Here is a 23761-nt window from a genome sequence, read left to right as displayed (position 1 = left end):
GTATCCGGCGGTGAGCGCCACGGCGGTTCCGAGGTTCGTCGCCCGCCCTCGGAAGCGACAAACATATCTTGGACGCGACCTGTCTTTCGTACTGATATGGCACTCAAGAAGAGCCTCCTGAAGGGGCTGGTCGTGTTCGCCGTCGTGACGCTGCTCGTGCGCAAACTGGGCGGCGAACGGGTCGCTACGCGGGTCGGCGTCGTAACCGGCGGGTCGATTGCGGTGCGGTCGTTGCTGTCCGCGGGCGGCACCGACACCGAAATCGAGTTCGAGGACGAGGCCAGCGTCGCGGAGTGACGAGTCGAGCACCGGAATCGCCTGACGGCCGTCCGAAGTCGAACCTCTCCCGGACGTCCCGTCGAACCGACATCCCTTTTCGCGTACTGGTCTAACCCCTCGAACATGGACGCACTCGGCGACATCGTGGCTCGGGACCGGCGGTCCGACGACCCCGCGCTCGTCGCGCCCCGAGGGAACCGCCACTACGACTACCGCCGATTCTGCAACACGGCGTGGAAGACCGGCAACTACTGGCGCAGGCGCGGGGTCCACGAGGGGGCGACCGTGGCGGTCGCGGACGCCCCCGCCCCCGAGACCGTCTTCTCGTTTCTCGGCGCGGCGCTGTTGGGTGCGAAGACGCGGTTCGGCACGACCGACGCTTCTGTCGGGGACGATGACTTCGACGCTCGCCTCGTCGTCGCACCTCGCGACGAAATCGGCGACTACGACGTGCCGCCGGGAACGCAGCGGGTCGCCTACGGCGGGCCGCCCGACGACCCCTCGGTCGCGCACTTCGAGCGCGACGTGTGGAGCGAGAACCCCGCGTTCCCCGAGACGCCCATCGACCCGGAGACGGTCGCTATCGTCGCCGGTGACAACGCCCTCTCGCACGCCGAGGTCCTCGCGGCGGCCCGCAGGGTCGCCGACGACTGGGAACTCGCGCCCGGCGACGAGGTGGCGGTTCGCGCTCCGTTCTCGGTCGCCGGGACAGCGGTCGCGGGCGTGGTCGCGCCCCTGCTCGCTGGCGCGGTGGTTCTCCTCCCGGACGACGACGCGACGGGCGACTTCGCCGTCGCGCAGGGCGGCGCGCCCGAGGAGGGTGGCGTCGTCGTCCCGCCGACGTTCGGTTGGACTAACTACCCCGGCGCGAAGGTCGGAGTATGAGCGACGAACTGCTCCGACCGGAGCCGAGAATCGGACTCGGGACGATGGGTATCGAGGACGCCGAGCGAATCGCCTCGGCAATCGAGACGGGGTATCGACACCTCGACACCGCCCAGATATACGAGAACGAGCGCGTCGTGGGTCGCGGGGTCGAGCGCGCCCCCGTCGAGCGCGCGGACCTCTCGCTGGCGACGAAGGTGTGGGCCGAAAGCCTCGCGCACGACGACGTGCTCGCCAGCACGCGCGAGAGTCTCGACCGACTCGGCGTCGGGTACGTGGATTTGCTCTACGTCCACCGACCCGTCGACACCTACGACCCCGAGGAGACGCTGTCGGCGTTCGACCGACTCCGCGACGAGGGCCGGGTCCGCGCCGTGGGCGTGAGCAACTTCGACGCCGAACAGGTCGCCGAGGCCCGCGAGATTCTCGACGCGCCGCTCGCGGCGAATCAGGTGGAGATGCACCCCCTCTACCAGCAGGCGGACCTGCTCGCCGACGCCCAGCGTCACGACTACGCGCTCGTGGCGTACTCGCCGCTGGCGCAGGGCGAGGTGTTCGACCTTCCCGAGATTCGGGACGTCGCCGAGAAGCACGACGCGACGCCCGCGCAGGTCAGTCTGGCGTGGCTCGCGGAGAAGGACAACATCGTCCCGATTCCGCGGTCGGCCAGCGACGACCACCTCAGAGAGAACCTCGCGGCGCTGGACCTCGAACTCGACGCCGAGGACGTGGCGAAAGTCGAGTCGATAGACCGCGAGAAGAAGCTGTTCGAGTGAACGCGCCCGGTTCCCCACGAGCGACTTGCGAAGAGTTTTACCGCCGTCGTCCGAGTCGGCCACCATGCTCCGCTCCGTCGAGCGTCTCTCCCTGCTCTCGGCCGTCGTTCTCGCGCTCGCGGCGGGCGTCGTCGCCGAGTTAGATTTCGCTCCTCTCACCGTCTCCGGACTGCCCGTCGTGGACGTGCTGACGAAGGCCCTGCTCGTCGGAGCCATCGTCACCGCCGCCTACGGCGTCTACGGCCTCACGTTCGAGGCGGTCGTGGAGCGAACGACCAGCAAGCGCCGCCGACACGACGCGCGAAACGTGTTGCGACTCGTCTTCGTCGCCGTCACGGCGGTCGCCATCTTCGGCGTCCTGACCGCCCAGTGGGTCGGCGTGCTGTTCTCGCTGGGCGTCGTCGGCTTCGCGGTCACGTTCGCGCTCCAGCAACCGCTGTTCTCGCTCATCGGGTGGTTCTACATCGTCGTCAAGCGCCCGTACCACGTCGGTGACCGGGTCGCCATCGAGGGGTCGAAGGGCGACGTGGTGGACGTGGACTTCTTCGTGACGACGCTCTGGGAGATAAACGGCGAACTGGTCTCCTCCCACCAGCCGTCGGGTCGGACCATCACGCTCCCGAACAGCGTCGTGCTCTCCTCGCACGTCTACAACTACTCGTGGGAGGAGTTCCCGTACGTCTGGAACGAACTGGGCGTGCAGGTCGCCTACGAGACGGACCTCGCGTTCACCAAGGCCGTGATGGAACGGGAGGCCGAGGCGTTGCTCGGCGAGGAGATGCGGTCGCGGATTCGACGCTACCGCGAGCGACTCGACGAGACGCCGGTGGAACTCGAAGTCCGGGACGGGCCGACGGTGAACGTCCGGCAGGAGGAGTCGTGGGTGGACCTGCGACTGCGGTATCTGGTCCATCCCAAGCGCGGCACGCAGGTCCGGAACGAACTGTACGACCGAATCCTGTCGTCGCTGAACGACCACCCCGACAGAGTGGACTTCCCCGTCAGTCGGAATCGGTAGTCCGTTTCCGGTCGGACAGCGCGAAGAATCGACCGGGAGTCGGCTCGCGGGCGGTCACTCCGCCGCTTCGAGTTCGTCCAGCGCGTCGGGGTTCTCGATGGAGGACATGTCGCCCAAGTCCTCGCCGGTGTAGGTGGCCTCGATGGCCCGCCGAATGATTTTGCCCGACTGGGTCTTAGGGAACTCCTCGACGAACAGGACCTCCCGCGGGCGGAAGGGCTTGCCGAGTTCGTCGCCGACCTGCTCGCGGAGGTCCTCGCGGAGGTCGTCGCTCGCCTCGACGCCGTCTTCGAGGATGACGTAGGCGACCACAGCATGTCCGGTGGTGTCGTCCGGGACGCCGACCGCGGCGGCCTGATTGACGGTGTCGTGGTCCATGAGTGCGCCCTCGACCTCCGCGGGACCGACCTTCCGGCCCGCCACGTTGATGGCGTCGTCGGCGCGGCCGTGGAGGAACCAGAAGCCGTCCTCGTCCTTCTGCGCCCAGTCGCCGTGGTCCCACAGCGGCGGGTCCTCGAAACTCGACCAGTACTCCTCGAGGTAGCGCTCGTCGCCCGACCAGAGGCTCTTGGTCATCGACGGACAGGAGTCGCGGGCCACGAGGAAGCCGCGCTCGTGGGTGTCGGCGATGGACTCGCCCTGCGAGTTCACGATGTCGATGTCCATGCCGAGGCCCGGCCCGCCGAGCGTGCAGGGCTTGAGCGATTGGATGGGCATCGGCATCAGGAAACAGCCCATGATTTCGGTACCGCCCGAGATGTTGATGATGGGCGCTCGGCCCCCGCCGACCTTCTCGTAGAACCACTGCCAACTCTCGGGGTCCCACGGTTCGCCCGTCGAACCCAGAAGACGGAGCGTCGAGAGGTCGTGCTTCTCGACGTGTTCGTCGCCGTACTTTCGGAGCGCGCGAATCGCCGTGGGCGAGATACCGAACGTCGAGATGCCGTGGCGGTCTATCATCTCCCAGAAGCGGTCGGGTTCGGGGTGGTCGGCGCGCCCTCGTACATGAAGACGGTGCCGCCGAAGGCGTGGTTGCCGACGAGCGTCCACGGTCCCATCATCCACCCGATGTCCGACACCCAGAAGAACCGGTCGGCGGGCTTGTGGTCGAAGCCGAAGTAAATCTCCTTGGCGGCCTGCATCAGGGCCCCGGCGTGGGTGTGGACGATGCCTTTCGGCTTGCCGGTGGTCCCCGAGGAGTAGAGCAACATCGACTCGTCGCTCGACCCCAGCGACTTCGTCTCGTACTCGTCGGACTGGGTCTCGACCGCCTCGTCCCACCACTCGTCGCGGTCGTCGTTCCACGGGACGTCGGTCTCGGCGTCGTCGCCCCGCTCGCGCGTTCCGAATCTATCGTAGACGACGGTGTGCTCGACGTGGCCCGCCTGTTCGATGGCCTCGTCTGCGGTGCCCTTCAGGGACACCTCGCTGCCGCGCCGGTAGAAGCCGTCCGCGGTGAACAGCACCGAACACTCGGGGTCCTCGATGCGGGTCGCGGTGGCGTCCACGCCGAACCCGGAGAAGATGGGCACCGCGATAGCGCCGACCTTGAACGCGCCGTAGAGGATGGAGATGACCTCGGGAACCATCGGCATGTAGAGACCGACCGTGTCGCCCGTCCCGACGCCGCGCTCTTCGAGCGCGTTGGCAACCTTGTTGGACTGGCGGTGGAGTTCGTGGAAGGTAATCTCCCGGACCTCGCCGTCCTCGCCCTCCCAGAGGCAGGCGACCTTGTTCCGGGTCTCGCTGTCCGGCGCGGCGTGGCGGTCTACCACGTTGTGCGCGACGTTGAGTTCGCCGCCGGGGTACCACTCCGAGAACTCCGGCCCTTCGCTGTTGTCGCGGACGCTGTCGTAGTCCTCGTAGAAGTCGATGCCGAGGTACTCGACCATCTCGTCCCAGAACCACTCCACGCCGGACTCCTCGACCCCCGACATCTCGGTGGTGGTCCGGTCTATCAACTCGTCGTAGTCCTCGATGCCGTACTCCTGCATGAACTGGTAGACGTTTGTCGATTCCACGAACTCCTCGCTGGGTTCGTGGACGACCTCGTCCACGTCTTCGAGCGTATCCATGGTGTCCTCCGTGTGGCAAATGTTGCGGGGGTCCGCAAAGTAGTTTGCTTCCTCGCGGCAGCGCCGGGCGTCTGTTCGCGCCCGAGCGGAACTATCGCCGGACCTACTCCCGCAACGGGAGGAATCGGTCCAGCGCCGCCGCGACCGCTTCGGGGTCGTCCACGTCGTCGGGGTCCCGGCGTACGTCCCGGACCCCCCACGGGGACCACCCCGCACGCCGGACGACGATGGCCGTCTCGGTCACGTCGTAGCTCTCGTAGGCCGACCACGGGCGCAACCGCTTGTGGACCGGACTCCCCGTTACCAGTCCCACCTCCGAGACCCGAACCTCACGCTCGTTCGTCGCGCCGTAGAGTCCCGCCGCCGTCGGGACGAGTATCTGGAACAGCCAACGCAGCGGGTCGAGGTCGAGGTGTATTCCGGCGACGAAACCGAGCGTCCCAGCGACGAACAGGCCGCCCGCGGCCCGCTTCGCGCGCGCTCTGTCGCGCTCCGGGGCGCGGGCTTCGAACTCGACTGCCGCCGGAGCGTCGCGGAGGACCGCTTTCGCGTGTCGGTTGTGCGACGCCGCGACGAGACCGATGCCGCCGACGAGTCCGAACATCGCCGCGAGTATCGCGACGGAACCCACCGGGTCGGGGAGGGTGTTACCGGCGAGGTCTGCGACGAGCGGCAACGACACGTACGCGAGGGGGACGACTATCGCGGCCCACACCCAGCGCGTCGCCCCGAGACGGACGGCCAGCGACTCCCGACGAGCGACTCGTCCGACCGCCCCGGCGACGACGACGGCGGTGCCGAGGAGGACGAAGAACATGACGCCGGGTTCGGTCGTCGCCCACAGCGCGACCCCGACGAGAACCGCCGGTGTAACCAACGCCGCGGCGTAGAGACCGACTACGAAGCCGAAGAACCCGTCTCTCCCGGAGTTCTCCGGGGATTCGTCGGCGGGGACGCTCGTGTCGTGTGTGGACGGGTCGGAGTTCACTGTCGATTCGAGTTACTCTCGGAAATGGTAAAGTTGTTCTCACGTCCACTCGACTCCGAGACCTTCGTGGACGACGAACTCCAGCGCGTTCACGAGGTAGTGGGCGACGACGACGACCAGTAGACTCCCCGTGAGGACGAACGCGGCCGCCAGCGCGAACCCGAGCAGGCCGGTGACCGCGACCCCGCCGGGTCCCTGCGCGCCGTGACCGACGGCGAACGCCACCGTCGAGAACGCCGCGAGCAACCACGGCGAGAGTCCGAACCCCGTGGCGAACGCGCCGACGAGCGCCGCGCGGAACAGCAGTTCCTCGAAGCCCGCGATAACGGGGAGGACGACCACGAGCAGCACCGCCCACCCGCCGAGCGTGTCGGGCGCGAGCGCCTCCCTGAGACCCTCGGAGTACTCGATGCCCGCGGCGTCCGCGAGCGTCGTACTCAGTTCGTTGGCGGCGTACAGCGCGACGCCGACCGCCGCCCCGACCCCGACGGCGGGGAGACCGACGCTCCACGGGTCGCCGAGGCGTACGCCGAGCGCGGCGAGGGGGACGTCGGCGAGCCACGCCGCGGCGACGATTGCCGCGCCGAGCAGTCCCTGACTGAACGCGACGTTGGTCAGTAGCGCGCCGGTCGAGAAGTTCAGGTCCTCCTCCGCGCCGCCCGCCTGCTGCTCGGGTACAGACGGTTCGGTCGTCGGGTCCCGCGCTCGCCGGGCGTCGGTCTCGGCCCGGTTCTCGCCCCACGGCGACTCCTCGGTGCGCCGACCGGTCTCGTCGCTCCACGGGTTCGACTCGTCGTCGTCGAGGATTCGGCGTTCGTGTCGTCCCTTCCCGGTGTCGGCGTGGCGCTCGATGCGGGCCGCGCCGGTCGCGGGAACGCGGGACTCCGCCTCGTCGGTTGCGGGTCGCTCGTCGGCCGCTTCGGGGTCCTCGAACATCGCCTGCGAGGCCCGAGCGAGGACGATGAGCAGTCCGAGGACGAACATCGTGACGGCGGCGAACGACGGGTACTTCGGCGCTGGCGGCATCGGTCGGACGTACGAAGTCCGGGGACAAAAATCGGTGGTCTGTCGGAGGGTCGGACCTCCGGAAACACCGCCAGAGGCGAACTGTTCGATTCGGACACGGTACCGGTCGGCCCCGCCGCTCGGTATAAAATCCCGGCGGTACGACACATCGGCCGCTGTCCGGAGCGTGAGTAATCTACACCACTCGGCAACGGAACTCGACTCGCAGCACCGGAACTACGGTCGAACGCTCTCGAAAGAGCGCGGTCTCAGAAACTGTTCTTTATCTTCTCGAAGAAACCTTCGTCCACGCTGACCTCCTCGCCACCGGCCTCGGCGAACTGCTCCAGCGCCTCCTTCTGCTCCTGATTGAGGTCGGAGGGCGTCACGACCTGCACCTGCACGTAGAGGTCGCCCTGACCCCGACGCCGCAGACGCGGCATGCCTTTGTCCTTCAGGCGGAATGTCTCGCCGCTCTGGGTTCCGGCGGGCACGTCCATCTCGACGGTCCCGTCCAGCGTCGGAACCTCGACGGTGTCGCCGAACGTCGCCTGCGGGAACGAGATGGGTTCCTGCCGGTGGAGGTCGTCGCCGTCGCGCTCGAAGTCGGGATGGTCCTCGACTTCGACCTCGATGAGCAGGTCGCCGTTCGGCCCGCCGTTCGGGCCGGGCGCACCCTCACCTTCCATCTGGAGGCTCTGGCCCGACTGGATACCCGCCGGGACTTCGACCGACAGCGTGGCCTCTTTCCGGACCGTGCCGTCGCCGCCGCAGGTCGAACACGTCTCGGCGTAGATTTCGCCCTCGCCGCCGCAGTGGCGGCAGGTCTGGGTCTGCTGGACGCGGCCGAGCGGGGTCTGCTGGACCTGCGTGACCTGTCCGCGGCCGTTACACTCCTGACAGGTGTGCGAGTCGGTGTCCGGCGGGTGACCCTCGCCGTCGCACTCGTCACACCGTTCGGGGCGGCGGACGCTGACCTGCTTCTGGACGCCCTCGTAGGCGTCTTCGAGGTCGATGGTCAGGCGCGTCCGGAGGTCCTGCCCCTTCTGGGGTCGGTTGGACTGGCGGCCGCGACCGCCGCCGCCGAAGAACTGTTCGAAGATGTCGCCCATGCCGCCGCCCATACCGCCTCCGGCACCGCCGCCGAACGGGCCTTGACCGCCCATGCCGCCAGCGCCGCCAGCACCGCCGTCGAAACCGCCGCGCTTCTCGGCCTGTTCGAAGCGCTCGTGACCCATCTGGTCGTAGGCTTGGCGCTTCTCCTCGTCGGTCAGCACTTCCTTGGCCTTCTTCACCTTCTTGAACTTCTCCTCGGCGTTCGGGTCGTCGCTCACGTCGGGATGGTACTCCGTCGCCTTCTCTCGGTAGGCGGACTTGATTTCGTCTTCGTCGGCGTCTCTGCTCACGCCGAGTACGTCGTAGAAATCCTCGCTCATTCGTTATCCGTTGATATGCGACTGACCCACTTTAAAAACGCGGGTTGGACCGACAGCGACTCTGTCGGTCGGCGACGAGACCACCGTCGGCGGCGTGTCCACCGCCACCGCGATTACAATATATTACAAACAATTAGGCACATATCATAAATGAGTGGGGGGGTTAACAAGTATCGCGCAATGTCGTCAGATACTCCACCGAGCAAGCAATCGCTGCTCGAACGTGCGACGTTCGGAAACGTGACCGAAACCTCGGCGTCCCGCCGAAGCGTCGTCGGCGGTGTTCTTGCTGCCGTCGGTTCGGTCGTCGGGTTCTCCGGTCTCGGTAGCGCGAGCGAGAGAGACCCATCGACCGACGTCTCCCGCATGCAAGAACGCGCCGTCACCGCACAGTATCGCTCGCCGGAGGCAGTCCGCGACGCGTTCCGCGACCACGAGGACCTGCTGGCAGAAGTCGCCGCCGAGGGGTACCTCGACAGCCACTCGGCCGCGGACCTCGACCTCGCGGACCTAGAGGACCCTACCGCCGGCGACACCCTCGACGGCGTCAAGTTCACTGCCCGACGAATCGACGGCGCCGTTCGGCCCGAAATCGTGCTCGTTCGCGATTACGGTGAGGAAGTGCTGAACGTCGGTCTGTTCCCGGAAAGCGGTGAGCGGTTCTACACCGTCAACGACACCGACGGCCCGACGACCGACGACCACTACGACTGTCCGAGCGGAACGACGTGCTGTGGGTGCTGTCAGCCCGACGGCTGTCACTTCTGTTGCGTCTGCTGTTAGAACGGTGTCGTCCCCGAGAGTACTCGGGGACCGGGTTCCTACGAACTCGACGCGAAGCGAGCGAATCGCGGTGCGTCGCTCATTGGGTCGAACCTCGCGTCTGTCCGCTCGACCGAGCCAGTCCATGATTCGGGAGAATAAAATTTATCAATATTGGGTAAATAAACTAGTTTGTGGTAGACAATGAATGTCAAACGGCTCGTTATCACGCTCGTACTCGCACTGTGTCTCGTCACTGCTGGTAGTGCCGGCGTCTCCGCCACTGACGCCAGTACCGACGACTGCATGCCCGCGCAAGGCACTTCCGTCACCACGCAGTCCGACGTGGGAACGCAAGGCTGTACCGCACCCATCTGCGGAAGTTGGTGTTACGACTCGGTCTCCGCCGAGCCGTAATCGCGCGATACAGAACGCTCTTTTCGTACGTTCGGCAGCGTCACTCTGCACCGGAGAACGCGGCCCGGAGTAGAGCCGAGACGAACCGATAACAGGGCGACCATCCGAGTCGTCGCGGCCACACTGGAAAGCGAGAAAACGAAAGTCCGCAATCGTCGCAGTGAGACTCGTCGTCGGTCGCTCCTGCTCGCCTTACTCGTCGTCGTCCTCTTGAACGTCTTCGAAGTCGGCGTCCACGTACTCCTCGCCGTCGCCAGCGCCCGCACCGCCGGGTCCGGCCTGACCGCCCATGCCGCCGGGTCCGGCACCCGCCGCACCGCCGGGGCCTGCGCCGCCGGGACCCGCACCGGCACCGGCTTGGGCCTCTTGCTGGTACATCTGCTTCCCGATTTCCTGCAGCGCGTCGCTCAGGCTCTCGGTCGCGTCTTCGAGGTCCTCTTTCGTCGCGTCTTCGTCCGCCAGGACCTCCTGCACGCTCTCGATTTCGGCTTCGATGTCCGCCTTCAGGTCGTCGTCGACGTTCTCCTCGTTCTCGTCCAGCAGCGTCTCGGCGCGCTGGACCGCGCTCTCGGCCTCGTTGCGGGCCTCGATGCGCTCGCGGCGCTTCTGGTCCTCCTCTTCGTGCTTCTCGGCTTCTTCCTGCATCTGCTCGATTTGCTCGTCGGAGAGACCGGCACCGCCCTCGATGGTTATCTCCTCGGAGTTACCCGAGCCTTGGTCCTCGGCCGTGACGTTGACGATACCGTTCTCGTCGATGTTGAACCCGACCTCGATTTGTGGGGTTCCGGCCGGGGCAGGCGGGATGCCCGTCAACTGGAACTCGCCGAGCAGTTCGTTCTCCTCGGCGATTTCGCGCTCGCCTTGGAAGACCCGTACCTGCACGGAGGTCTGGTTGTCCGCGGCCGTGGTGAACACCTTCGACTCCTCGGTCGGAATCGTGGTGTTCTTGTCGATGAGACGCTCGAAGAGACCGCCTTTGACCTCGATACCGAGCGAGAGGGGTGTGACGTCGAGCAGGACGATGTCGTCCACGTCGCCCGAGAGGACCCCGCCCTGAATCGCCGCGCCGAGCGCGACGGCTTCGTCGGGGTTGACGTTCTTCTTCGGCTCTTGGCCGGTCATCTCCTCGACCTTCTCTTGGACTTGCGGCATCCGGGTCGAACCGCCCACGAGGATGACTTCGTCGATGTCACTCTTCGAGTAGCCCGCGTCTTCGAGCGCCTGCTCAGTCGGGCCGACGGTGCGCTCGATGAGGTCCGAGGTCAGACTCTCGAACTTCGCGCGAGTGATGCTGTCTTCGAGGTGGACCGGACCGGAGTCGGTCGCCGTGACGAACGGGAGGTTGATGTCGGCCTCCTTCCGGGAGGAGAGTTCGATTTTGGCCTCTTCGGCCGCGTCCTTCAGGCGCTGGAGGGCCTGTCGGTCCTCGCGGAGGTCGATGCCGTGGTCGTTCTCGAACTCGTCGGCGAGGTAGTCGATGATGGCCTCGTCCCAGTCGTCGCCGCCGAGGTCGTTGTCACCGTTGGTGGCGACGACCTCGTAGACGCCGCCGCCGAGGTCGAGGATGGACACGTCGAAGGTGCCGCCCCCGAGGTCGTAGACGAGGACGGTCTGGTCGGACTCGTCGTCCAGTCCGTACGCCATCGACGCGGCGGTCGGTTCGTTGACGATGCGCTCGACCTCGAACCCGGCGATTTCGCCGGCGTCCTTGGTCGCTTGGCGCTGCTTGTCGTTGAAGTAGGCGGGGACCGTGATGACCGCCTTCTCGACATCGTCGCCGAGGTACTCCTCAGCGTCGCGCTTTATCTTCTGGAGAATCATCGCCGAAATCTGCTCGGGGGTGTAGTCCTCCCCGTCTATTTCGACGGTGTAATCATCCTCGCCCATGTGCCGCTTGATGGACTGAATCGTGCGTTCGGGGTTCTGGACCGCCTGATTCTTGGCGGGTTTCCCGACGAGGCGCTCGCCGTCGTCGAAGGCGACGACCGAGGGCGTGGTGCGGTCGCCCTCGCTGTTGACGATAATCTCCGGGTCGCCGCCCTCCATGACCGCGAACGCGCTGTTCGTGGTGCCGAGGTCGATGCCCAGAATCTTGTTGCTCGCCATCTTGTTCGATACGTTGCGGGTTCTTCCGTTTAAGCCTTGCTAGTCTCGGCGTACGGGCCGTCTCGGCGATTCGACTGCCGTCTTGCGATTTTACTGGCAGCCCGTGCCCGTGAATGACATACTTATATATCCGACCGCAATTCTACTCCTGATTCGGCCCACCTATCTGGGACTCACTCCCCGCTGCTGCCGTCGCTGACGGTGACCTGTGCGGTCCGGAGGACCTTCCCGGCCATCTCGTAGCCGGGTTGATACACGTCCGCGACGGTTCCTTCCGGGTGGTCGCTCTCGACCTGCATCATCACTTCGTGGCGCTGGGGGTCGGTCTCCGCGCCGGGTTCGGGCGCTATCTCCTCGACGTCTTCGTCCTCGAACACGCGGTCCAACTCCTTGAGGGTCATTCGAACGCCCTCCTTCAGGCTCTCGACGTCCTCGTGGTCGGACTCGACGGCGCGCTTCAGGTTGTCGCGCACGTCGAGCATGTTCTCCACGAGGTCCTCCGTCGCGCGGTCTTTCATCTGCTCTTGGCGCTTCTTCGCGCGCTTCTTGTAGTTCTGGAAGTCGGCCTGCTTGCGCTTGAGTTTGGACTCGAAGTCGTCGGCCCGCTCCTCGGCGTCTTCGCGGGCGGTCTCGAGTTCTGCGAGGTGGTCTTCGAGGTCGGTGGCGAGTTGCGCGTCCTCGGTCGCGACTTCGGCGACGAGTCTGGTGCTCTCCGGGCCGAGGGGGTCCTCTCGGTCGCTGTCGGTCTCCTCCGTCTCGGCTTCCTCCCGCACCTGCTCGGTAGCTTCCTCGTCGGTCATATGCGGTACAAACGGTTGGGCGCGTTTAAGGATTCAGAAATAGCCATGAATCGGGAGGAACCTCGTGCCCACTGTTCACTACCATGAACTCACGCAGGTGATTTTGTCAACTCAGATTCCTATATATTTCCGTGGATGAGGACACGGAGGTGGTACCCCAGACGCTTAACACTTTAGTCATCAACCATCATAACCGAGTTGGTAAAGGATGCGGGACGACCGGAAACGGATGGTATTAGTGTTGTTCGTTGCGGTAGCGTTTATGTCTCTATTCGTCTGGGCTAATTCCGCTCGCGCGAGTTTCGATTACCGACCGGAACGGCCTACTCCACAGCAACCGATAGTCTTCGAGGCCGAATATTCCGGCCAAAATGCGTATCTGTGGAACATGGCGGGAAAACCGGGCGACCAACCGGATGGCGGATGGGAGCGCAGAGGGGAGTCGGTATCGTACACGTTCACGGAACCTGGAACGTACGCGGTGACGTTGAAAGTAATCAACTACGGCCCGGGTCCTACTGAACGGAAAGTCACCAAAATAATCCACGTCCGTACTCGAACCGCCACGGAAGAAACAATGACAAAGACGGGGAAAGGTGCAAGAATAGCCGAAACGACCAGTATGACCTCCGACTCGAAGTCTTCACGAAGCGTCGGTATTTGGCCGCTCATAAAGCGTACGGACGTCTTGTTAGGTATCGTCGCGTCCGTACTGACCATCCTGCTGTACTTTTCGCAACGAGACTGACTCTTATCGCTTCTCGCTGGGACTATTCGGTCGTCAGGCCGAACGCGGCCGCGGCTCCGATACGTCTGGTAGTATCCGCGACCAACCGAGCGTGAATCCTCAGGATTTCATGACCCGCGCCGCTCGAACGCCTCCCGCACCTCGTCGCTAGCCCCCAACTCCTCCAGTTCCTCCGCCACGTCTATCTCCTCGAATCGCTCTGCTCCCGCGGGCGTCTTCTTCAGGGTATCGACGTGATACAGGTACGACAGGCGGAACAGCCATACGCACCGCTCCACGTCGTCCTCGTTCTCGACGTAGTGGGTGGTCCACCCCGACTCCGGGACGACGTGATGCTCGCCGGTCTTGCCCTCGTCCACGAGCGCCTCGCGCAGGCGTTCGATGAAGGGCACGTCTACGATACCCCACCGGTGGACGTGACCCACCTCGCGCGGACCGAGCGTGAACTCCCGGCCCTCGAAGCGGTGTTCCTCGGTGTTGACGTGAGGCCACGCCGCGACCTCCTCGATGATGCGGTCGACGAGTCGCGCCGCCTCACGCTGGTCTATGTCCGCCATGGTAACTGTCGGAGTAAGGCCGTCCGGGAACTTAATCTACGTGCCCGTCCGTCGGAGGCGATTCCGTTCCGGAGAACCTCGCCGCCCGCGAGTAGTTATCGAACCACCGCGAGCGTCTGAACCCGCCGCGGGCGGGTGCCCTGACGCGCGTATCCGAGTGACCGCCGGACCACGGCAAGCCGTTTATGTCCCGCGGGCACCGAGAGACCACCAAGCCGTGGCCGACGCGACCCTCACCTTCGAGAACGGGACGATTCGGGTCGAGAGCGACGCCGACCTCGACGTGCCGTTCACCGAGACCGACGCCCGGTCCAAGACGCGCCGAGCGCCCGGGTTCCGGTACGCCGCCCTGCGCGACGCGCTGGACGAACGAGGCCTGAGCTACGACGATTCGGTCCTCGACGCGCCGGACCTCCCCGACGTGGCTTCGACCTACGAACTCCGCGAGTACCAACGCGACGCGCTCTCCGCGTGGGAGGACGCCGGACGGCGTGGAGTGCTGGAACTCCCGACCGGGAGCGGGAAGACCGTCATCGGCCTGAAGGCCATCGAGCAGTTGCAGACAGCGACGCTCGTGGTCGTCCCCACCATCGACCTGCTGGAGCAGTGGCGGCGCGAACTCGAATCGGAGTTCGGCGTCCCGGTCGGGCAGTTAGGCGGCGGCGAGCAGAACGTCGAAGCGCTCACCGTCTCGACCTACGACTCGGCGTACCTCCGGGCCGACGAACTCGGTGACCGGTTCGGTCTCGCGGTCTTCGACGAGGTTCACCACCTCGGCGGCGAGGGGTATAGAGACATCGCCCGACTGCTCGCCGCGCCCGCCCGGATGGGCCTGACCGCGACGTTCGAGCGACCGGACGGCGCGCACGAGGTGGTCGCCGACCTCGTGGGCGGAAAGGTGTACGCCATCGACCCCGAGGAACTCGCGGGCGACCACCTCGCGCCCTACGACGTCAAGCGCATCGAGGTCGAGTTGACCGACGAGGAGCGAGAACGCTACGAGGACGCCAACGAGGTGTTCACGAACTACCTCGCCCGGTCGGACATCCGGATGCAGAGCGGGAGCGACTATCAGGAACTGGTCAAGCGCTCCGGGTCGGACCCGGAGGCCCGCGAGGCCCTGCTCGCCAAGCAGCGCGCCCGCGAGGTGATGATGAACAGCGACGCGAAGGTCGAGACCCTCGAATCCGTCCTCGCCGACCACCGCGACGACCGCGTCATCGTCTTCACGGCGCACAACGACCTCGTCTACCGCCTCTCGGAGCGGTTCCTGCTCCCGGCCGTGACACACCAGACCGGCGCGGCCGAGCGCCGCGAAATTCTGGACCGGTTCCGCGAGGGCGACTACTCGCGGGTCGTCACCTCGAACGTGCTGGACGAGGGCGTGGACGTGCCCGACGCCAACGTCGCGGTCCTGCTCTCGGGGAGCGGGAGCGAACGCGAGTTCACCCAGCGCCTCGGGCGCATCCTCCGACCGAAGGAAGACGGACGCCCCGCCCTGCTCTACGAGGTCGTCAGCGCCGAGACCGCCGAGGAGCGGGTGGCCGAGCGCAGGCGGTAATCTGACGCGCGACGCTCTCGTCCGGCCTTCCCGCGCGATTCTCAGGGGCGGAAGTCCACGTTGATGGACCCCTCACGGGAGAACTGCTCGTAGGAGATACCGAACGCCAGTTCGACGGTCTTCGTCTCGCCCGCCGGGACGGTCACTTCCATCGACTCTCGGGACGCCACCGTGCCGTCGTCGCCGCCGTCCGACTGGTTCCCGTCCGACTGGTTTCCGTCGGTCCGCTCGGCGGCGGTCACGGTCACGTAGAGGTTGCCCGTCCCTTCGACCTCCCCCGCGTTCTTCAGCGTCACCGAGACGACGAGGTTGCCGGATTCGCCTTCCCGGAAGTCGAACGACTCCTTGGAGAGGGCCGCCGACTGTCCCGACTCAGAGTCCCCACCGCCGCCCGCACACCCCGCAAGTACCCCGACACTCGCCGTCGCTCCGAGGGCCGCACAGTTCCGAAGTATGTCACGTCTACGCATATCTGGGGGTCCCAGTCCAGCGGAATGAGTCTTCTGTCTTCCGACCGTTTTTGTACGCGCCACCCCGACCTACGCCCATGCTCACCAAGGACCTGCTTCGCGTCTCCAGAGCGGGCGGGGGCTACCGGCCGGTGTTCGCGCGCCGGGAACACCGGCCGCTGGCCGCGCGGGTCCTCGGCACGTATCAGGGCCACACCGGTCGGCCCCGCGAGGAACTCGACGCCGCCCTCTCGGACCTCGAACCCGAGGCGGACCACTTCAAACTCGTCAGGGGGTTCGCCAAACTCCTCGACCGCGAGGCGACCTTCGAGACCCGGTCTGCGGTCGAACCGGAGCGCGCCCGCCGTGTCGCCTTCGAGGCGGCCGAACAGGTCGGCGTCGTCTCCGAGGCGGACCGAGACGACGCCCTCCGGCGCGCGGGGGACCGTCTCGGTGCCGACCCGAAAGCGGTCGCGGACTCGCTGTACGCGGACCTCGACGAACGACAGGTCCTCGCCACCTTCGACGCGAGGTGGGGTCCCGACGAACTCCTCGCCCAGTACAACCTGTCGCTGGCCCAAACCGCCCTCTTCGACGCGACAGAGTTGCGGGTCCGCACGTCCGACCCGAAGGCGCTCGTCTCCGCGGTCAAGCGCCTGCGCCTGATGTACGAGATTCGGAAGACCGAGGGGGACGAGAAAGCCCTCTCGGACCGCGAAGTCGTCGTCACCGGTCCCGACGCCCTCTTCCGCTCGACCCGGCGGTACGGCACGCGGTTCGCGCGCCTCCTCCGGACCGTCGCCAAAGCCGACGCGTGGACGCTCTCGGCGACCATCGACGACTACGGCACCGAGCGCACCCTCTCGCTGTCCGACGACGACCCGGTGCGCGTGCCGGGCACCGAACCCGTCGCGGACGTGACCTTCGACAGCGGCGTCGAGGCCGACTTCGCCGCTCGGTTCGAGTCGCTCGACTCGGACTGGAAACTCACCCGCGAACCGGAACCCCTCGAAACCGGCGCGCGAGTGATGATTCCCGACTTCGCGTTCGATTACCAGCACAGCGACTTCCGCGTCTTCTTCGAGATTATGGGGTTCTGGACGCCCGAGTACGTCGAGAAGAAACTCTCGCAACTCGAAACCGTCGAGGACGTGGAACTGCTCGTCGCGGTGGACGAGAGTCTGGGCGTCGGCGAGGAGATAGCGGCCCGCGACCACCGCGCGATTCCCTACACCGGAACGATTCGGCTCAAGGACGTGCGCGACGCCCTGCGGCGCTACGAGCGCGACCTCGCGGCCGAGAGCGCGGCGGCCCTCCCGGCCGAACTCGTCCCGGACGCCGACGTCGTCTCGCTGGAGACCCTCGCCGAGGAGTACGGCGTCAGCGAGGACGCCATCGTGGACAAGTCGTTCCCCGACCACGAGCGCGTGGGTCGGACGCTCGTCCGGCCCGCGGTACTCGCCGACCTCCGCGAGGAAATCGAGGCCGGAATGGCCTTGTCGGAGGTCGAGGGGTTACTGGCCGAGCACGGTATCGAGGACGCGAGCGCCTCGCTGTCGGAACTCGGGTTCGCGGTCGAGTGGGAGGGGTTGAGCGGCGGGACGGTTCGTCGGAAGGACGAAATTTGACGCCGAACCTCGACGGCCGCGATACGCGAGGCGTCGAGCGCCCCGCTACGCGTCCGGCGGAGTCGGGACCGCTCTCCCCTCCTCGTACTCCGGATAGCGCGCCCGGTAGCCCGCGAGTCTACCCACGGGCGAGAGGGCGGTCGCGAGCGCCCGCTGGACCGGTCCCGGCACCCCGGCGGAACTCGATTCGCTCTCCGGTCACAGGATTTTCGAGGACTTCCCCCTGACGTGCCATCGGCTATCTCGTGGAAGGTCGGCGCGAATCACCAAAGGCGTTGAGGGCGACGCGCTACAGGTCGCGCTGGCGGCCCTTCGGCACCGGACTCCGGAGTTCGTCGTGGACGTAGAGACCGACGCCGAGGGGTTCGGGGTCGCCCGCGAGTTCGTGGGTGACGACCAGATACCCCCAGTCGCCGTCCCAGTCTGGGTCGGTCGTCTCGCCCCGGACGAACCGCCGGGCCTGCTCGCGGGGGAGTTCGATTATGTTCTCGCTGGCCTCGCGGCCGAACCGCTGGACCGCGTTGGTCGTCGGCTTCCAGTGCTCCTGTCGGGTCCGCAGGAACTTCATGCCGAGCGCCTCGACGCCGATGGGGTCCGCGACCTCGCCCCGCAGAATCCAGATTTTGCCCTTCCCCTTCTCCCAGAAGGAGTAGCCGTCGAACGTCTCCGTCGGGACGCCGAACCGCTCGTCCCACCACTCGACGACCTCCTCGCGGGTCGCGCGACCCTCGACCTCTCGGTCGTCGTCGGTGGCCGGGAGGCGGTCGAACTGCTGGCCGTCGTTCGACTGCTGGTTCGACTCGGTCATCCCTCCACCTCCAGTTTCGCGCAGAAGAACCCGCCGGTGTCGTTGTGGTGCGGGTAGAACCGCTGGGCCTTCCGGACGCTCTCGTCGTAGCTCTCGCCGTCCCACTCGGTGACGCCGGGCCGGGAGTCGAGCGGAACCTCGAACTCTACGAGTCGGCAGTCCTCCTCGTCCAGCACGTGGTCCAGCACGGCCTCGTTCTCCTCGGGCGCGAAGGTGCAGGTCGAGTAGACCACGGTGCCGCCCCCTCTGGTGGCCTGTACCGCGCGCCGGAGGATACCCTTCTGGACTCCGGCGATGCTCCGGACGTGGTCCATGGTCCACTCGTCCAGCGTGGTCGGGTTCTTCCGAATCGTCCCCTCGCACGAGCAGGGCACATCCACCAGCGCCTTGTCGAAGGAGTCGAAATTGAAGGGCTTGAGCGAGAAGTTCCGGGCGTCGGAGTTCGTCACGACGGTGTTCGTCACGCCGAGTCGCTCGGTGTTGAACCGCAGGGCCGAGAGGCGACCGAGGTTGTTGTCGTTGGCTACGACCAGACCCTCGTCGTCCATCAGGGCCGCGAGTTGAGTCGTCTTGCTCCCCGGCGCGGCGCAGGCGTCCCAGACGCGCTCGCCCGGGTCCGGCGCGAGGACCTCGGCCGGAATCGCCGAGACCTCCTCCTGCCCGTGAATCCACCCGTGGTAGGACGCCCACGTACTGCCGGGACTGTCGGTGTCCAACTCCAGCACCGTGTCCGACCACTCGCGGTCGGTCCAGCCGATTCCCTCCTCGTCCAGCGCCGCCGTCGCTCGCTCGGGGGTCGCCTTTATCGTGTTGACCCGGACGACCGAGGGGAGCGAACGCCGGCAGGCGTCGAGGAACGCCCCGAAATCGTCGATTAGCGGTTCGTACCGCTCCAGTTTCTCCATCGGGCGTTGATTGGCGCGACCGGCGTTTGTGGGTTTCGGAAGGGAAGCGACGGCGGCCGTAGGCGTTACCCGTCCCTCTCCCGTCAACCGTTGCATGGCAGACGACAACGAACTCGCCGACATCGACTGGGAGCAAGCGGCCCGGATGGAACTCGAACCCGACGCGATTCACGAATCGCGCGACGGTTACTACTTCGACTGCCCCGAGTGTGGCTCTCCGGCCACCATCGAGAACATCATCGAACACGGTCGGTGTAACGGCTACCTCGACGAACAGGTCGAGGGCATCGACTTCGACGTGGAGAACAAGTCCTGCTCGGCGGTCCTGCGCCTCGAAATGGCCTACACCGCCGAACCGGAGTCCGAGACGTAGGGCGAACTCGGACCGTTCACGACCCGTCGTCCGATGGCTCGGCGGTGCGTGGACGACGAGTCACTGCTCCCCGTGCCACTCGACGACGGTCGCGGCCCACGTGTACCCGGTTCCGGCCGCGAGGAAGCACAGCAGGTCGCCCGACTCGACCAGTCCGCGAGACAGTCCCTCGTCGAGCGCGAGAATCTGGTCCACGCTCTGGACGTGGCCGTACTCGTCGAGGTAGTAGCTCTCCGCGTCGAGTCGGTCGGTCAGCAGGTCGTGGAACGACCGCTTCATGTGGGTCAGCGCGACGAAGTCCAAGTCGTCCCGGCCGCAGTCCGACCGCGCCAGCGCCTCGTCGGCCACGTCGAGGAAGTTCGGGAGGCTCACGTCGGCGAGGCGCTCCTTCATCCCCTCGGGGTCGGGCACGTCGAGTGTGTGAAGCCCCTGCTCGACCGTGGCGTGGCTCGGCGGATTTCTGGACCCGCCCGCGGGCATCACCACGTCCTCGGAGAAACTGCCGTCGGTAATCGCGGCGCTCTCCCGGACGGTGGCCCGGGTTCGGGCGTCGGCGGGGTCGGTCTCCAGCACCATCGCGCACGCCCCGCTGCCGAAGTTGAACATGAACGACGAGTCCTCGTTGCCGTAGTCCACGAGGTCCTCCTCCCGACTCGCCGAGACCAACAGCGCCGTCTCTGGCGCGTCGGCCAGCAGTTGGGACTTGGCCTGCCTGATGGCCAGCGGCGCGCCGGCGCAGAGCGCGTAGCTCTCGACCGCGAAGGCGTCCTCGGCACCGAGGCGCTCGGCGACGTTGGCCGCGGCGCTCCACACCACGAAGTCCTTGTACTCCGACCCGTGGTAGAGGACAACGTCTACGTCCTGCGGAGCGACCTCGGCGTCCGCCAAGGCGTCCTCGGCGGCTTTCACGCACATGTCCGTGGCGTGGTCGGCGTCGGGTGGACACACGCGCTTCTCGCGGACGCCCATCTTCTCGACCACGACCTCCTCTGGAATCCCGCTCTGGGCCGCGATTTCCTCGCCGGTGACTACTTCGTCCGGGACGTAGGTCCCGTAGCCGGTGAGTCCGACGGTGGGTTCGCCTTCGGTCATCGGTCCTCACCCCGCAGTCGCGCGGCGACCTGCTTGCCGACCGGGCCGCCGAGTCGGTCGCGCACGGTGCCGAGCAGGCCGTTCGGCACGAACAACACGAACAGCACGAAGACGACGCCGACGTACAGTTCGGCGTGTCCGTTCAGGAACGTGTCGATGGCCTGCCCGACGGTCAACCCGTCGTACAGTTCCGTCGCCATCGTGGCGTCGCCGAGGTGGTCCCGGAGGTACGGGAGCAGACCGCCGCCTTCCCCGGTCTTCGAGAGGAACTCGGTGACGCTCTCGTCGAACAGCCACCCGTAGAGCGGTCCGGCGAGCGTGCCGAACCCGCCGATGATGGACGCCAGCAGGGCGTCGCCGGTCACGAGGAAGTAGAACGTGTTCTCGGGCGAGACCGACCGCTGGAATCCGGCGAACAGGCCGCCAGCGACCGCGGCGAAGAACGCCGAGACGGCGAACGCGCCGAGTTTGTACCAGAAGGTGTTGTAGCCCACTGCCTCGGCGCGCTCCTCGTTCTCGCGGATGGCGACCAGCACGCGACCGAACGGTGAGTGGACGACGCGCTGCATGGCGAAGTAACAGACCAGCACTACCAGTCCGACCATGTAGTAGGACACCTCGGTCGTCCCGAACGAGAGGAATCCGAGCAGACCCTCGACGCTGTCGCCCGCGAGCTGGCCGATGGCGAGGTCCAGCGAGTCCACGCCGGGGACGCCGACGCTGAACGGGTCGGTCCGCTCCAGCACCGCGGGACCGTCGCGCGGGTTCGACCCCACGTAGTCCCAGTCGCGGACGAACACGTACAGCACCTGCGAGAAGCCCAGCGTAATCATGGCGAAGTAGACGCCCGACAGTCGGAACGACACCGCGCCGATGAGGACCGCCAGCACCGCCGCCGCGAGGCCGCCGAGGACCAGCAGGTAGACGAACGGCGTGCCCGTCCCGAGCAGGGGTACCTTCCCGTTGGCCGCGAGGACGACGAAGTACGCCCCCGTGCCGTAGAACGCCGCGTGGCCGAACGAGAGGTAGCCCGTGTACCCGCTGATGAAGTCGAACGACATGGCGAACAGACCGAAGTAGAGGACGGTTATCATCGTCTCCACGTCGGGGAGCACCGTCACCATCTCCGCGCCGACCGGCGAGTTGACCAGCGCCGAGTAGACGGCCGGATAGGCCGCGAACAGGACGATGACCGCGACGTGAACGGTCTGCTCGCGCAGGTAGCGAACCGGCCACGACGCCGCCGACTCCTCGTCCGCGTCCGCCTCGGGAGCCGCGGCGTCGGCGGTTTCGGTGCTAATGGCCGCCCACCTCCTCGACGCCGAACAGGCCCTGCGGGCGCAGAATCAGCATCACCACGAGGATGAGGAAGACGGTCATCTCGGGCAGACTGGCGAAATCGACGTGGTTGACGAACCACCACGTCGTCACGGCGTCGGCCATCCCGACGATGACCGCCGCGACCACGGTGCCCCGGAAGGTGCCGAGACCGCCGATGATGACGACCACGAACGCCGGGAGCAGGGTGTCCGCGGCGAGCGGGACGCTGGCACCCCACGCGGGGTCCCACATCAGGAGCGTCCCGGCCGCGCCCGCAACGCCCGCGCCGAGCGCGAACACGACGGTGAAGACCCGGCGCACGTCGATGCCGAGCGCCTCGGTCATCTCGGCGTCCTCGCTCCCGGCCCGGATGACGAGTCCGTAGCGCGTCCGGGTGAGGAACGCCCAGAGGCCCGCCACCGTGGCCGCGCCGACGACGATTTCGAAGAGCGAGAGACCGCTGACCGAGATGAGACCGAGGTCCACCGACCGGGCGAGGAAGCCGGGCTTGGTGCCCAGCGCGGCCTGCCAGTCGCTGGTCGGTTGCATCCCGTAGAACAGCACCGCGATGCGGACCAGTTCGTCGAGAATGAGCGTCAGCCCGAACGTCAGCAGTATTTGGTAGACCGGCGGTCGGTCGTAGAGGCGTCTGATGAGCGTCACCTCGACCACGCCGCCCAGACCCGCGAGGAGCGCGAACGTCGCGGCCAGCGCGAGGAAGAACGCGAGCAGGCGGGTCGCGCCGCCGGTCGTCCCGCCGACCGCGAACACCATCAGCAGGCCGCCCAGATACGCGCCTATCATCGTCATCGACCCGTGGGCGAAGTTCAGCACGCCCATCAGACCGAAGATGAGCGTCAGACCGCCCGCTATCATCACGTAGATGGCGGCCTTCGCCAGTCCGTCCACGAGGACCGACGCGAGGTTCTCGGGCCGGAGGAACTGGCCGAACGCGTCGATGAATCCTGCAAGAACTATCTCAATCATGCGCTGAGATACCTCCTGAGTCGCTCGTCGTCGGCGGAGGTCTCGTCGGCGTCGCCCTCCTCGACCACCTGCCCGTTGTCAAGCACGTAGAACCTGTCGGCGAGGTCGAGCGCCAGCGGCAGGTTCTGCTCGACCAGCAGCAGCGTGGTGTCCCGCGCGGCGTCGGCCAGCGCCTCGGCCACGCGCTCGACGATGAGCGGCGCGAGACCCTCGCTGGGTTCGTCCACGAGCAGGAGGTCGTTGTTCCCCACGAGTCCCCGCGCCAGCGCGAGCATCTGCTGCTGGCCGCCCGAGAGGTTCCCGGCGTCCTTGTCGGCGAACTGTTCGAGGTCGGGGAACGTCTCGTAGGCGAGTTCGAGCGCCTCCCTCGGGTCGCCGTCCTTCGGTACTGCGACCCGGACGTTCTCCTCGACGGACAACTGCGAGAAGATGCGCCGGTCCTCTGGAATCCACCCGACGCCCCGGTCGGCGACGTCGTGGGTCGCCGCTCCGGTCACGTCCTCGCCGCGGTAGCGGACCGTGCCCTCGCTCGGCGGGGTCAACTGCAGGATGGTCCGGAGCGTGGTGGTCTTGCCGACCCCGTTCCGGCCGACCAGCGCGACCACCTCGCCCTCTTCGACGTTGAGCGAGACGCCTTCGAGGATGTGGCTCTCGCCGTAGTAGGTGTGGGCGTTCTCGACTTCGAGTAGTGTCATCGTATCGTCTCCTGTGATTGGTTCTCGGTTACGGCGGTGTCGGTACAGAAGTCAGTTCGCAGATGAACCGACCCGGAAGAAGACGTTCGTC

23 protein-coding genes and 1 pseudogene are annotated in these 23761 nt (G+C 66.5%); 9 read left to right on the top strand and 15 right to left on the bottom strand.

What is annotated here, in order from left to right; all coding sequences use genetic code 11:
* Positions 1-96 precede the first annotated feature (96 nt).
* The 4 genes from FXF75_RS11950 (at position 97) to FXF75_RS11935 (ending at position 2958) form a co-directional block, all read left to right on the top strand.
* The gene (locus FXF75_RS11950) at positions 97-297 is read left to right on the top strand and encodes a hypothetical protein (RefSeq protein ID WP_163522117.1); all 201 of its coding nucleotides are present in this window, start codon (positions 97-99) and stop codon (positions 295-297) included.
* A gap of 105 nt (positions 298-402) precedes the next feature.
* A complete protein-coding gene (locus tag FXF75_RS11945) occupies positions 403-1164 on the top strand; it encodes a hypothetical protein (RefSeq protein WP_163522116.1) in 762 nt (253 codons plus the stop codon).
* Positions 1161-1940, top strand: coding sequence for an aldo/keto reductase (locus FXF75_RS11940; RefSeq protein WP_163522115.1), 780 nt, complete (start codon positions 1161-1163; stop codon positions 1938-1940). The genes FXF75_RS11945 and FXF75_RS11940 overlap by 4 nt, the downstream gene beginning before the upstream one ends.
* Positions 1941-2004: 64 nt before the next feature.
* Positions 2005-2958, top strand: coding sequence for a mechanosensitive ion channel family protein (locus FXF75_RS11935; protein ID WP_163522114.1), 954 nt, complete (start codon positions 2005-2007; stop codon positions 2956-2958).
* 54 nt (positions 2959-3012) lie between these two features.
* On the opposite strand, the pseudogene FXF75_RS11930 reads toward FXF75_RS11935, so the two are convergent.
* The 4 genes and pseudogenes from FXF75_RS11930 to dnaJ form a co-directional block, all read right to left on the bottom strand.
* A pseudogene (locus FXF75_RS11930) lies at positions 3013-4866 on the bottom strand (AMP-binding protein); the annotation flags it as partial.
* Between the two features lie 270 nt (positions 4867-5136).
* Positions 5137-6021 (bottom strand): hypothetical protein, encoded by an 885-nt coding sequence (locus tag FXF75_RS11925; RefSeq protein ID WP_163522113.1) that lies wholly within the window; start codon positions 6019-6021, stop codon positions 5137-5139.
* 39 nt (positions 6022-6060) lie between these two features.
* Positions 6061-7047 carry a CPBP family intramembrane glutamic endopeptidase gene (locus FXF75_RS11920; RefSeq protein ID WP_240334639.1) on the bottom strand — a complete coding sequence of 329 codons (987 nt, stop codon included), beginning with the start codon at positions 7045-7047 and terminating at the stop codon, positions 6061-6063.
* A 248-nt stretch (positions 7048-7295) separates the two neighbouring features.
* Positions 7296-8462, bottom strand: coding sequence for a molecular chaperone DnaJ (gene dnaJ, locus FXF75_RS11915; RefSeq protein WP_163522112.1), 1167 nt, complete (start codon positions 8460-8462; stop codon positions 7296-7298).
* A gap of 366 nt (positions 8463-8828) precedes the next feature.
* Here dnaJ and FXF75_RS11910 point away from each other — a divergent pair, with 366 nt between their 5' ends.
* Positions 8829-9245 carry a hypothetical protein gene (locus tag FXF75_RS11910; protein WP_163522111.1) on the top strand — a complete coding sequence of 139 codons (417 nt, stop codon included), beginning with the start codon at positions 8829-8831 and terminating at the stop codon, positions 9243-9245.
* A 588-nt stretch (positions 9246-9833) separates the two neighbouring features.
* On the opposite strand, the gene dnaK is transcribed toward FXF75_RS11910, so the two are convergent.
* Positions 9834-11747, bottom strand: coding sequence for a molecular chaperone DnaK (gene dnaK / locus FXF75_RS11905; RefSeq protein WP_163522110.1), 1914 nt, complete (start codon positions 11745-11747; stop codon positions 9834-9836).
* A gap of 173 nt (positions 11748-11920) precedes the next feature.
* Entirely contained in the window at positions 11921-12547 is a 627-nt protein-coding gene (locus FXF75_RS11900; RefSeq protein ID WP_163522109.1) for a nucleotide exchange factor GrpE, read from the bottom strand.
* A 208-nt stretch (positions 12548-12755) separates the two neighbouring features.
* Here FXF75_RS11900 and FXF75_RS23490 point away from each other — a divergent pair, with 208 nt between their 5' ends.
* Positions 12756-13295 (top strand): PKD domain-containing protein, encoded by a 540-nt coding sequence (locus FXF75_RS23490; RefSeq protein ID WP_163522108.1) that lies wholly within the window; start codon positions 12756-12758, stop codon positions 13293-13295.
* A 107-nt stretch (positions 13296-13402) separates the two neighbouring features.
* Here FXF75_RS23490 and FXF75_RS11890 read toward each other — a convergent pair whose 3' ends face one another.
* Positions 13403-13852: a luciferase family protein gene (locus tag FXF75_RS11890; RefSeq protein ID WP_163522107.1), complete on the bottom strand. Its 450-nt coding sequence runs from the start codon at positions 13850-13852 to the stop codon at positions 13403-13405.
* Positions 13853-14069: 217 nt separating this feature from the next.
* Between FXF75_RS11890 and FXF75_RS11885 the strand changes: the two genes are divergently transcribed.
* Entirely contained in the window at positions 14070-15413 is a 1344-nt protein-coding gene (locus FXF75_RS11885; RefSeq protein ID WP_309221804.1) for a DEAD/DEAH box helicase family protein, read from the top strand.
* A gap of 41 nt (positions 15414-15454) precedes the next feature.
* Here FXF75_RS11885 and FXF75_RS11880 read toward each other — a convergent pair whose 3' ends face one another.
* Positions 15455-15883, bottom strand: coding sequence for a hypothetical protein (locus FXF75_RS11880; RefSeq protein WP_163522105.1), 429 nt, complete (start codon positions 15881-15883; stop codon positions 15455-15457).
* A 77-nt stretch (positions 15884-15960) separates the two neighbouring features.
* On the opposite strand from FXF75_RS11880, the gene FXF75_RS11875 reads away from it, so the two are divergent.
* The gene (locus FXF75_RS11875; RefSeq protein ID WP_163522104.1) at positions 15961-17490 is read left to right on the top strand and encodes a DUF790 family protein; all 1530 of its coding nucleotides are present in this window, start codon (positions 15961-15963) and stop codon (positions 17488-17490) included.
* A 45-nt stretch (positions 17491-17535) separates the two neighbouring features.
* Here the strand turns inward: FXF75_RS11875 and FXF75_RS23105 are convergent, their stop codons facing one another.
* The 3 genes from FXF75_RS23105 to FXF75_RS11865 all read right to left on the bottom strand — a co-directional run bounded on the left by FXF75_RS23105 (position 17536) and on the right by FXF75_RS11865 (position 19203).
* Complete coding sequence (locus FXF75_RS23105) at positions 17536-17661, bottom strand: hypothetical protein (RefSeq protein ID WP_275897408.1); 126 nt, start codon at positions 17659-17661, stop codon at positions 17536-17538.
* Between the two features lie 118 nt (positions 17662-17779).
* On the bottom strand, positions 17780-18298 hold the full coding sequence (locus FXF75_RS11870) for a hypothetical protein (RefSeq protein WP_163522103.1): 519 nt from the start codon (positions 18296-18298) through the stop codon (positions 17780-17782).
* On the bottom strand, positions 18295-19203 hold the full coding sequence (locus tag FXF75_RS11865) for an RsmB/NOP family class I SAM-dependent RNA methyltransferase (protein ID WP_163522102.1): 909 nt from the start codon (positions 19201-19203) through the stop codon (positions 18295-18297). The genes FXF75_RS11870 and FXF75_RS11865 overlap by 4 nt, the downstream gene beginning before the upstream one ends.
* A gap of 94 nt (positions 19204-19297) precedes the next feature.
* On the opposite strand from FXF75_RS11865, the gene FXF75_RS11860 reads away from it, so the two are divergent.
* Positions 19298-19576 carry a hypothetical protein gene (locus tag FXF75_RS11860; RefSeq protein WP_163522101.1) on the top strand — a complete coding sequence of 93 codons (279 nt, stop codon included), beginning with the start codon at positions 19298-19300 and terminating at the stop codon, positions 19574-19576.
* 60 nt (positions 19577-19636) lie between these two features.
* Here FXF75_RS11860 and FXF75_RS11855 read toward each other — a convergent pair whose 3' ends face one another.
* The 4 genes from FXF75_RS11855 to FXF75_RS11840 form a co-directional block, all read right to left on the bottom strand.
* Positions 19637-20668 (bottom strand): 3-oxoacyl-ACP synthase, encoded by a 1032-nt coding sequence (locus FXF75_RS11855; RefSeq protein WP_163522100.1) that lies wholly within the window; start codon positions 20666-20668, stop codon positions 19637-19639.
* A complete protein-coding gene (locus tag FXF75_RS11850) occupies positions 20665-21792 on the bottom strand; it encodes a branched-chain amino acid ABC transporter permease (RefSeq protein ID WP_163522099.1) in 1128 nt (375 codons plus the stop codon). The genes FXF75_RS11855 and FXF75_RS11850 overlap by 4 nt, the downstream gene beginning before the upstream one ends.
* Before the next feature lie 172 nt (positions 21793-21964).
* Complete coding sequence (locus FXF75_RS11845; RefSeq protein ID WP_163522098.1) at positions 21965-22975, bottom strand: branched-chain amino acid ABC transporter permease; 1011 nt, start codon at positions 22973-22975, stop codon at positions 21965-21967.
* The gene (locus tag FXF75_RS11840; protein ID WP_163522097.1) at positions 22972-23670 is read right to left on the bottom strand and encodes an ABC transporter ATP-binding protein; all 699 of its coding nucleotides are present in this window, start codon (positions 23668-23670) and stop codon (positions 22972-22974) included. The genes FXF75_RS11845 and FXF75_RS11840 overlap by 4 nt, the downstream gene beginning before the upstream one ends.
* Positions 23671-23761: the final 91 nt, after the last annotated feature.

This window comes from Halorussus sp. MSC15.2 (assembly GCF_010747475.1).
In the GTDB taxonomy this organism is placed as follows: domain Archaea; phylum Halobacteriota; class Halobacteria; order Halobacteriales; family Haladaptataceae; genus Halorussus.
The sequence above is the reverse complement of the archived record's forward strand: the minus strand, read 5'-3'. Positions and strand labels throughout refer to the sequence as shown.

Excerpts from the sequence above, each read along its gene's own strand:
- FXF75_RS11950 (WP_163522117.1), top strand. The coding sequence starts at position 97 with ATGGCACTCAAGAAGAGCCTCCTGAAGGGGCTGGTCGTGTTCGCCGTC.
- FXF75_RS11945 (WP_163522116.1), top strand. The coding sequence starts at position 403 with ATGGACGCACTCGGCGACATCGTGGCTCGGGACCGGCGGTCCGACGAC.
- FXF75_RS11940 (WP_163522115.1), top strand. The coding sequence starts at position 1,161 with ATGAGCGACGAACTGCTCCGACCGGAGCCGAGAATCGGACTCGGGACG.
- FXF75_RS11935 (WP_163522114.1), top strand. The coding sequence starts at position 2,005 with ATGCTCCGCTCCGTCGAGCGTCTCTCCCTGCTCTCGGCCGTCGTTCTC.
- FXF75_RS11920 (WP_240334639.1), bottom strand. The coding sequence starts at position 7,047 with ATGCCGCCAGCGCCGAAGTACCCGTCGTTCGCCGCCGTCACGATGTTC.
- dnaJ (WP_163522112.1), bottom strand. The coding sequence starts at position 8,462 with ATGAGCGAGGATTTCTACGACGTACTCGGCGTGAGCAGAGACGCCGAC.
- FXF75_RS11910 (WP_163522111.1), top strand. The coding sequence starts at position 8,829 with ATGCAAGAACGCGCCGTCACCGCACAGTATCGCTCGCCGGAGGCAGTC.
- dnaK (WP_163522110.1), bottom strand. The coding sequence starts at position 11,747 with ATGGCGAGCAACAAGATTCTGGGCATCGACCTCGGCACCACGAACAGC.
- FXF75_RS11900 (WP_163522109.1), bottom strand. The coding sequence starts at position 12,547 with ATGACCGACGAGGAAGCTACCGAGCAGGTGCGGGAGGAAGCCGAGACG.
- FXF75_RS23490 (WP_163522108.1), top strand. The coding sequence starts at position 12,756 with ATGCGGGACGACCGGAAACGGATGGTATTAGTGTTGTTCGTTGCGGTA.
- FXF75_RS11890 (WP_163522107.1), bottom strand. The coding sequence starts at position 13,852 with ATGGCGGACATAGACCAGCGTGAGGCGGCGCGACTCGTCGACCGCATC.
- FXF75_RS11880 (WP_163522105.1), bottom strand. The coding sequence starts at position 15,883 with ATGCGTAGACGTGACATACTTCGGAACTGTGCGGCCCTCGGAGCGACG.
- FXF75_RS11875 (WP_163522104.1), top strand. The coding sequence starts at position 15,961 with ATGCTCACCAAGGACCTGCTTCGCGTCTCCAGAGCGGGCGGGGGCTAC.
- FXF75_RS11870 (WP_163522103.1), bottom strand. The coding sequence starts at position 18,298 with ATGACCGAGTCGAACCAGCAGTCGAACGACGGCCAGCAGTTCGACCGC.
- FXF75_RS11865 (WP_163522102.1), bottom strand. The coding sequence starts at position 19,203 with ATGGAGAAACTGGAGCGGTACGAACCGCTAATCGACGATTTCGGGGCG.
- FXF75_RS11860 (WP_163522101.1), top strand. The coding sequence starts at position 19,298 with ATGGCAGACGACAACGAACTCGCCGACATCGACTGGGAGCAAGCGGCC.
- FXF75_RS11855 (WP_163522100.1), bottom strand. The coding sequence starts at position 20,668 with ATGACCGAAGGCGAACCCACCGTCGGACTCACCGGCTACGGGACCTAC.
- FXF75_RS11850 (WP_163522099.1), bottom strand. The coding sequence starts at position 21,792 with ATGGTGACGGTGCTCCCCGACGTGGAGACGATGATAACCGTCCTCTAC.
- FXF75_RS11845 (WP_163522098.1), bottom strand. The coding sequence starts at position 22,975 with ATGATTGAGATAGTTCTTGCAGGATTCATCGACGCGTTCGGCCAGTTC.
- FXF75_RS11840 (WP_163522097.1), bottom strand. The coding sequence starts at position 23,670 with ATGACACTACTCGAAGTCGAGAACGCCCACACCTACTACGGCGAGAGC.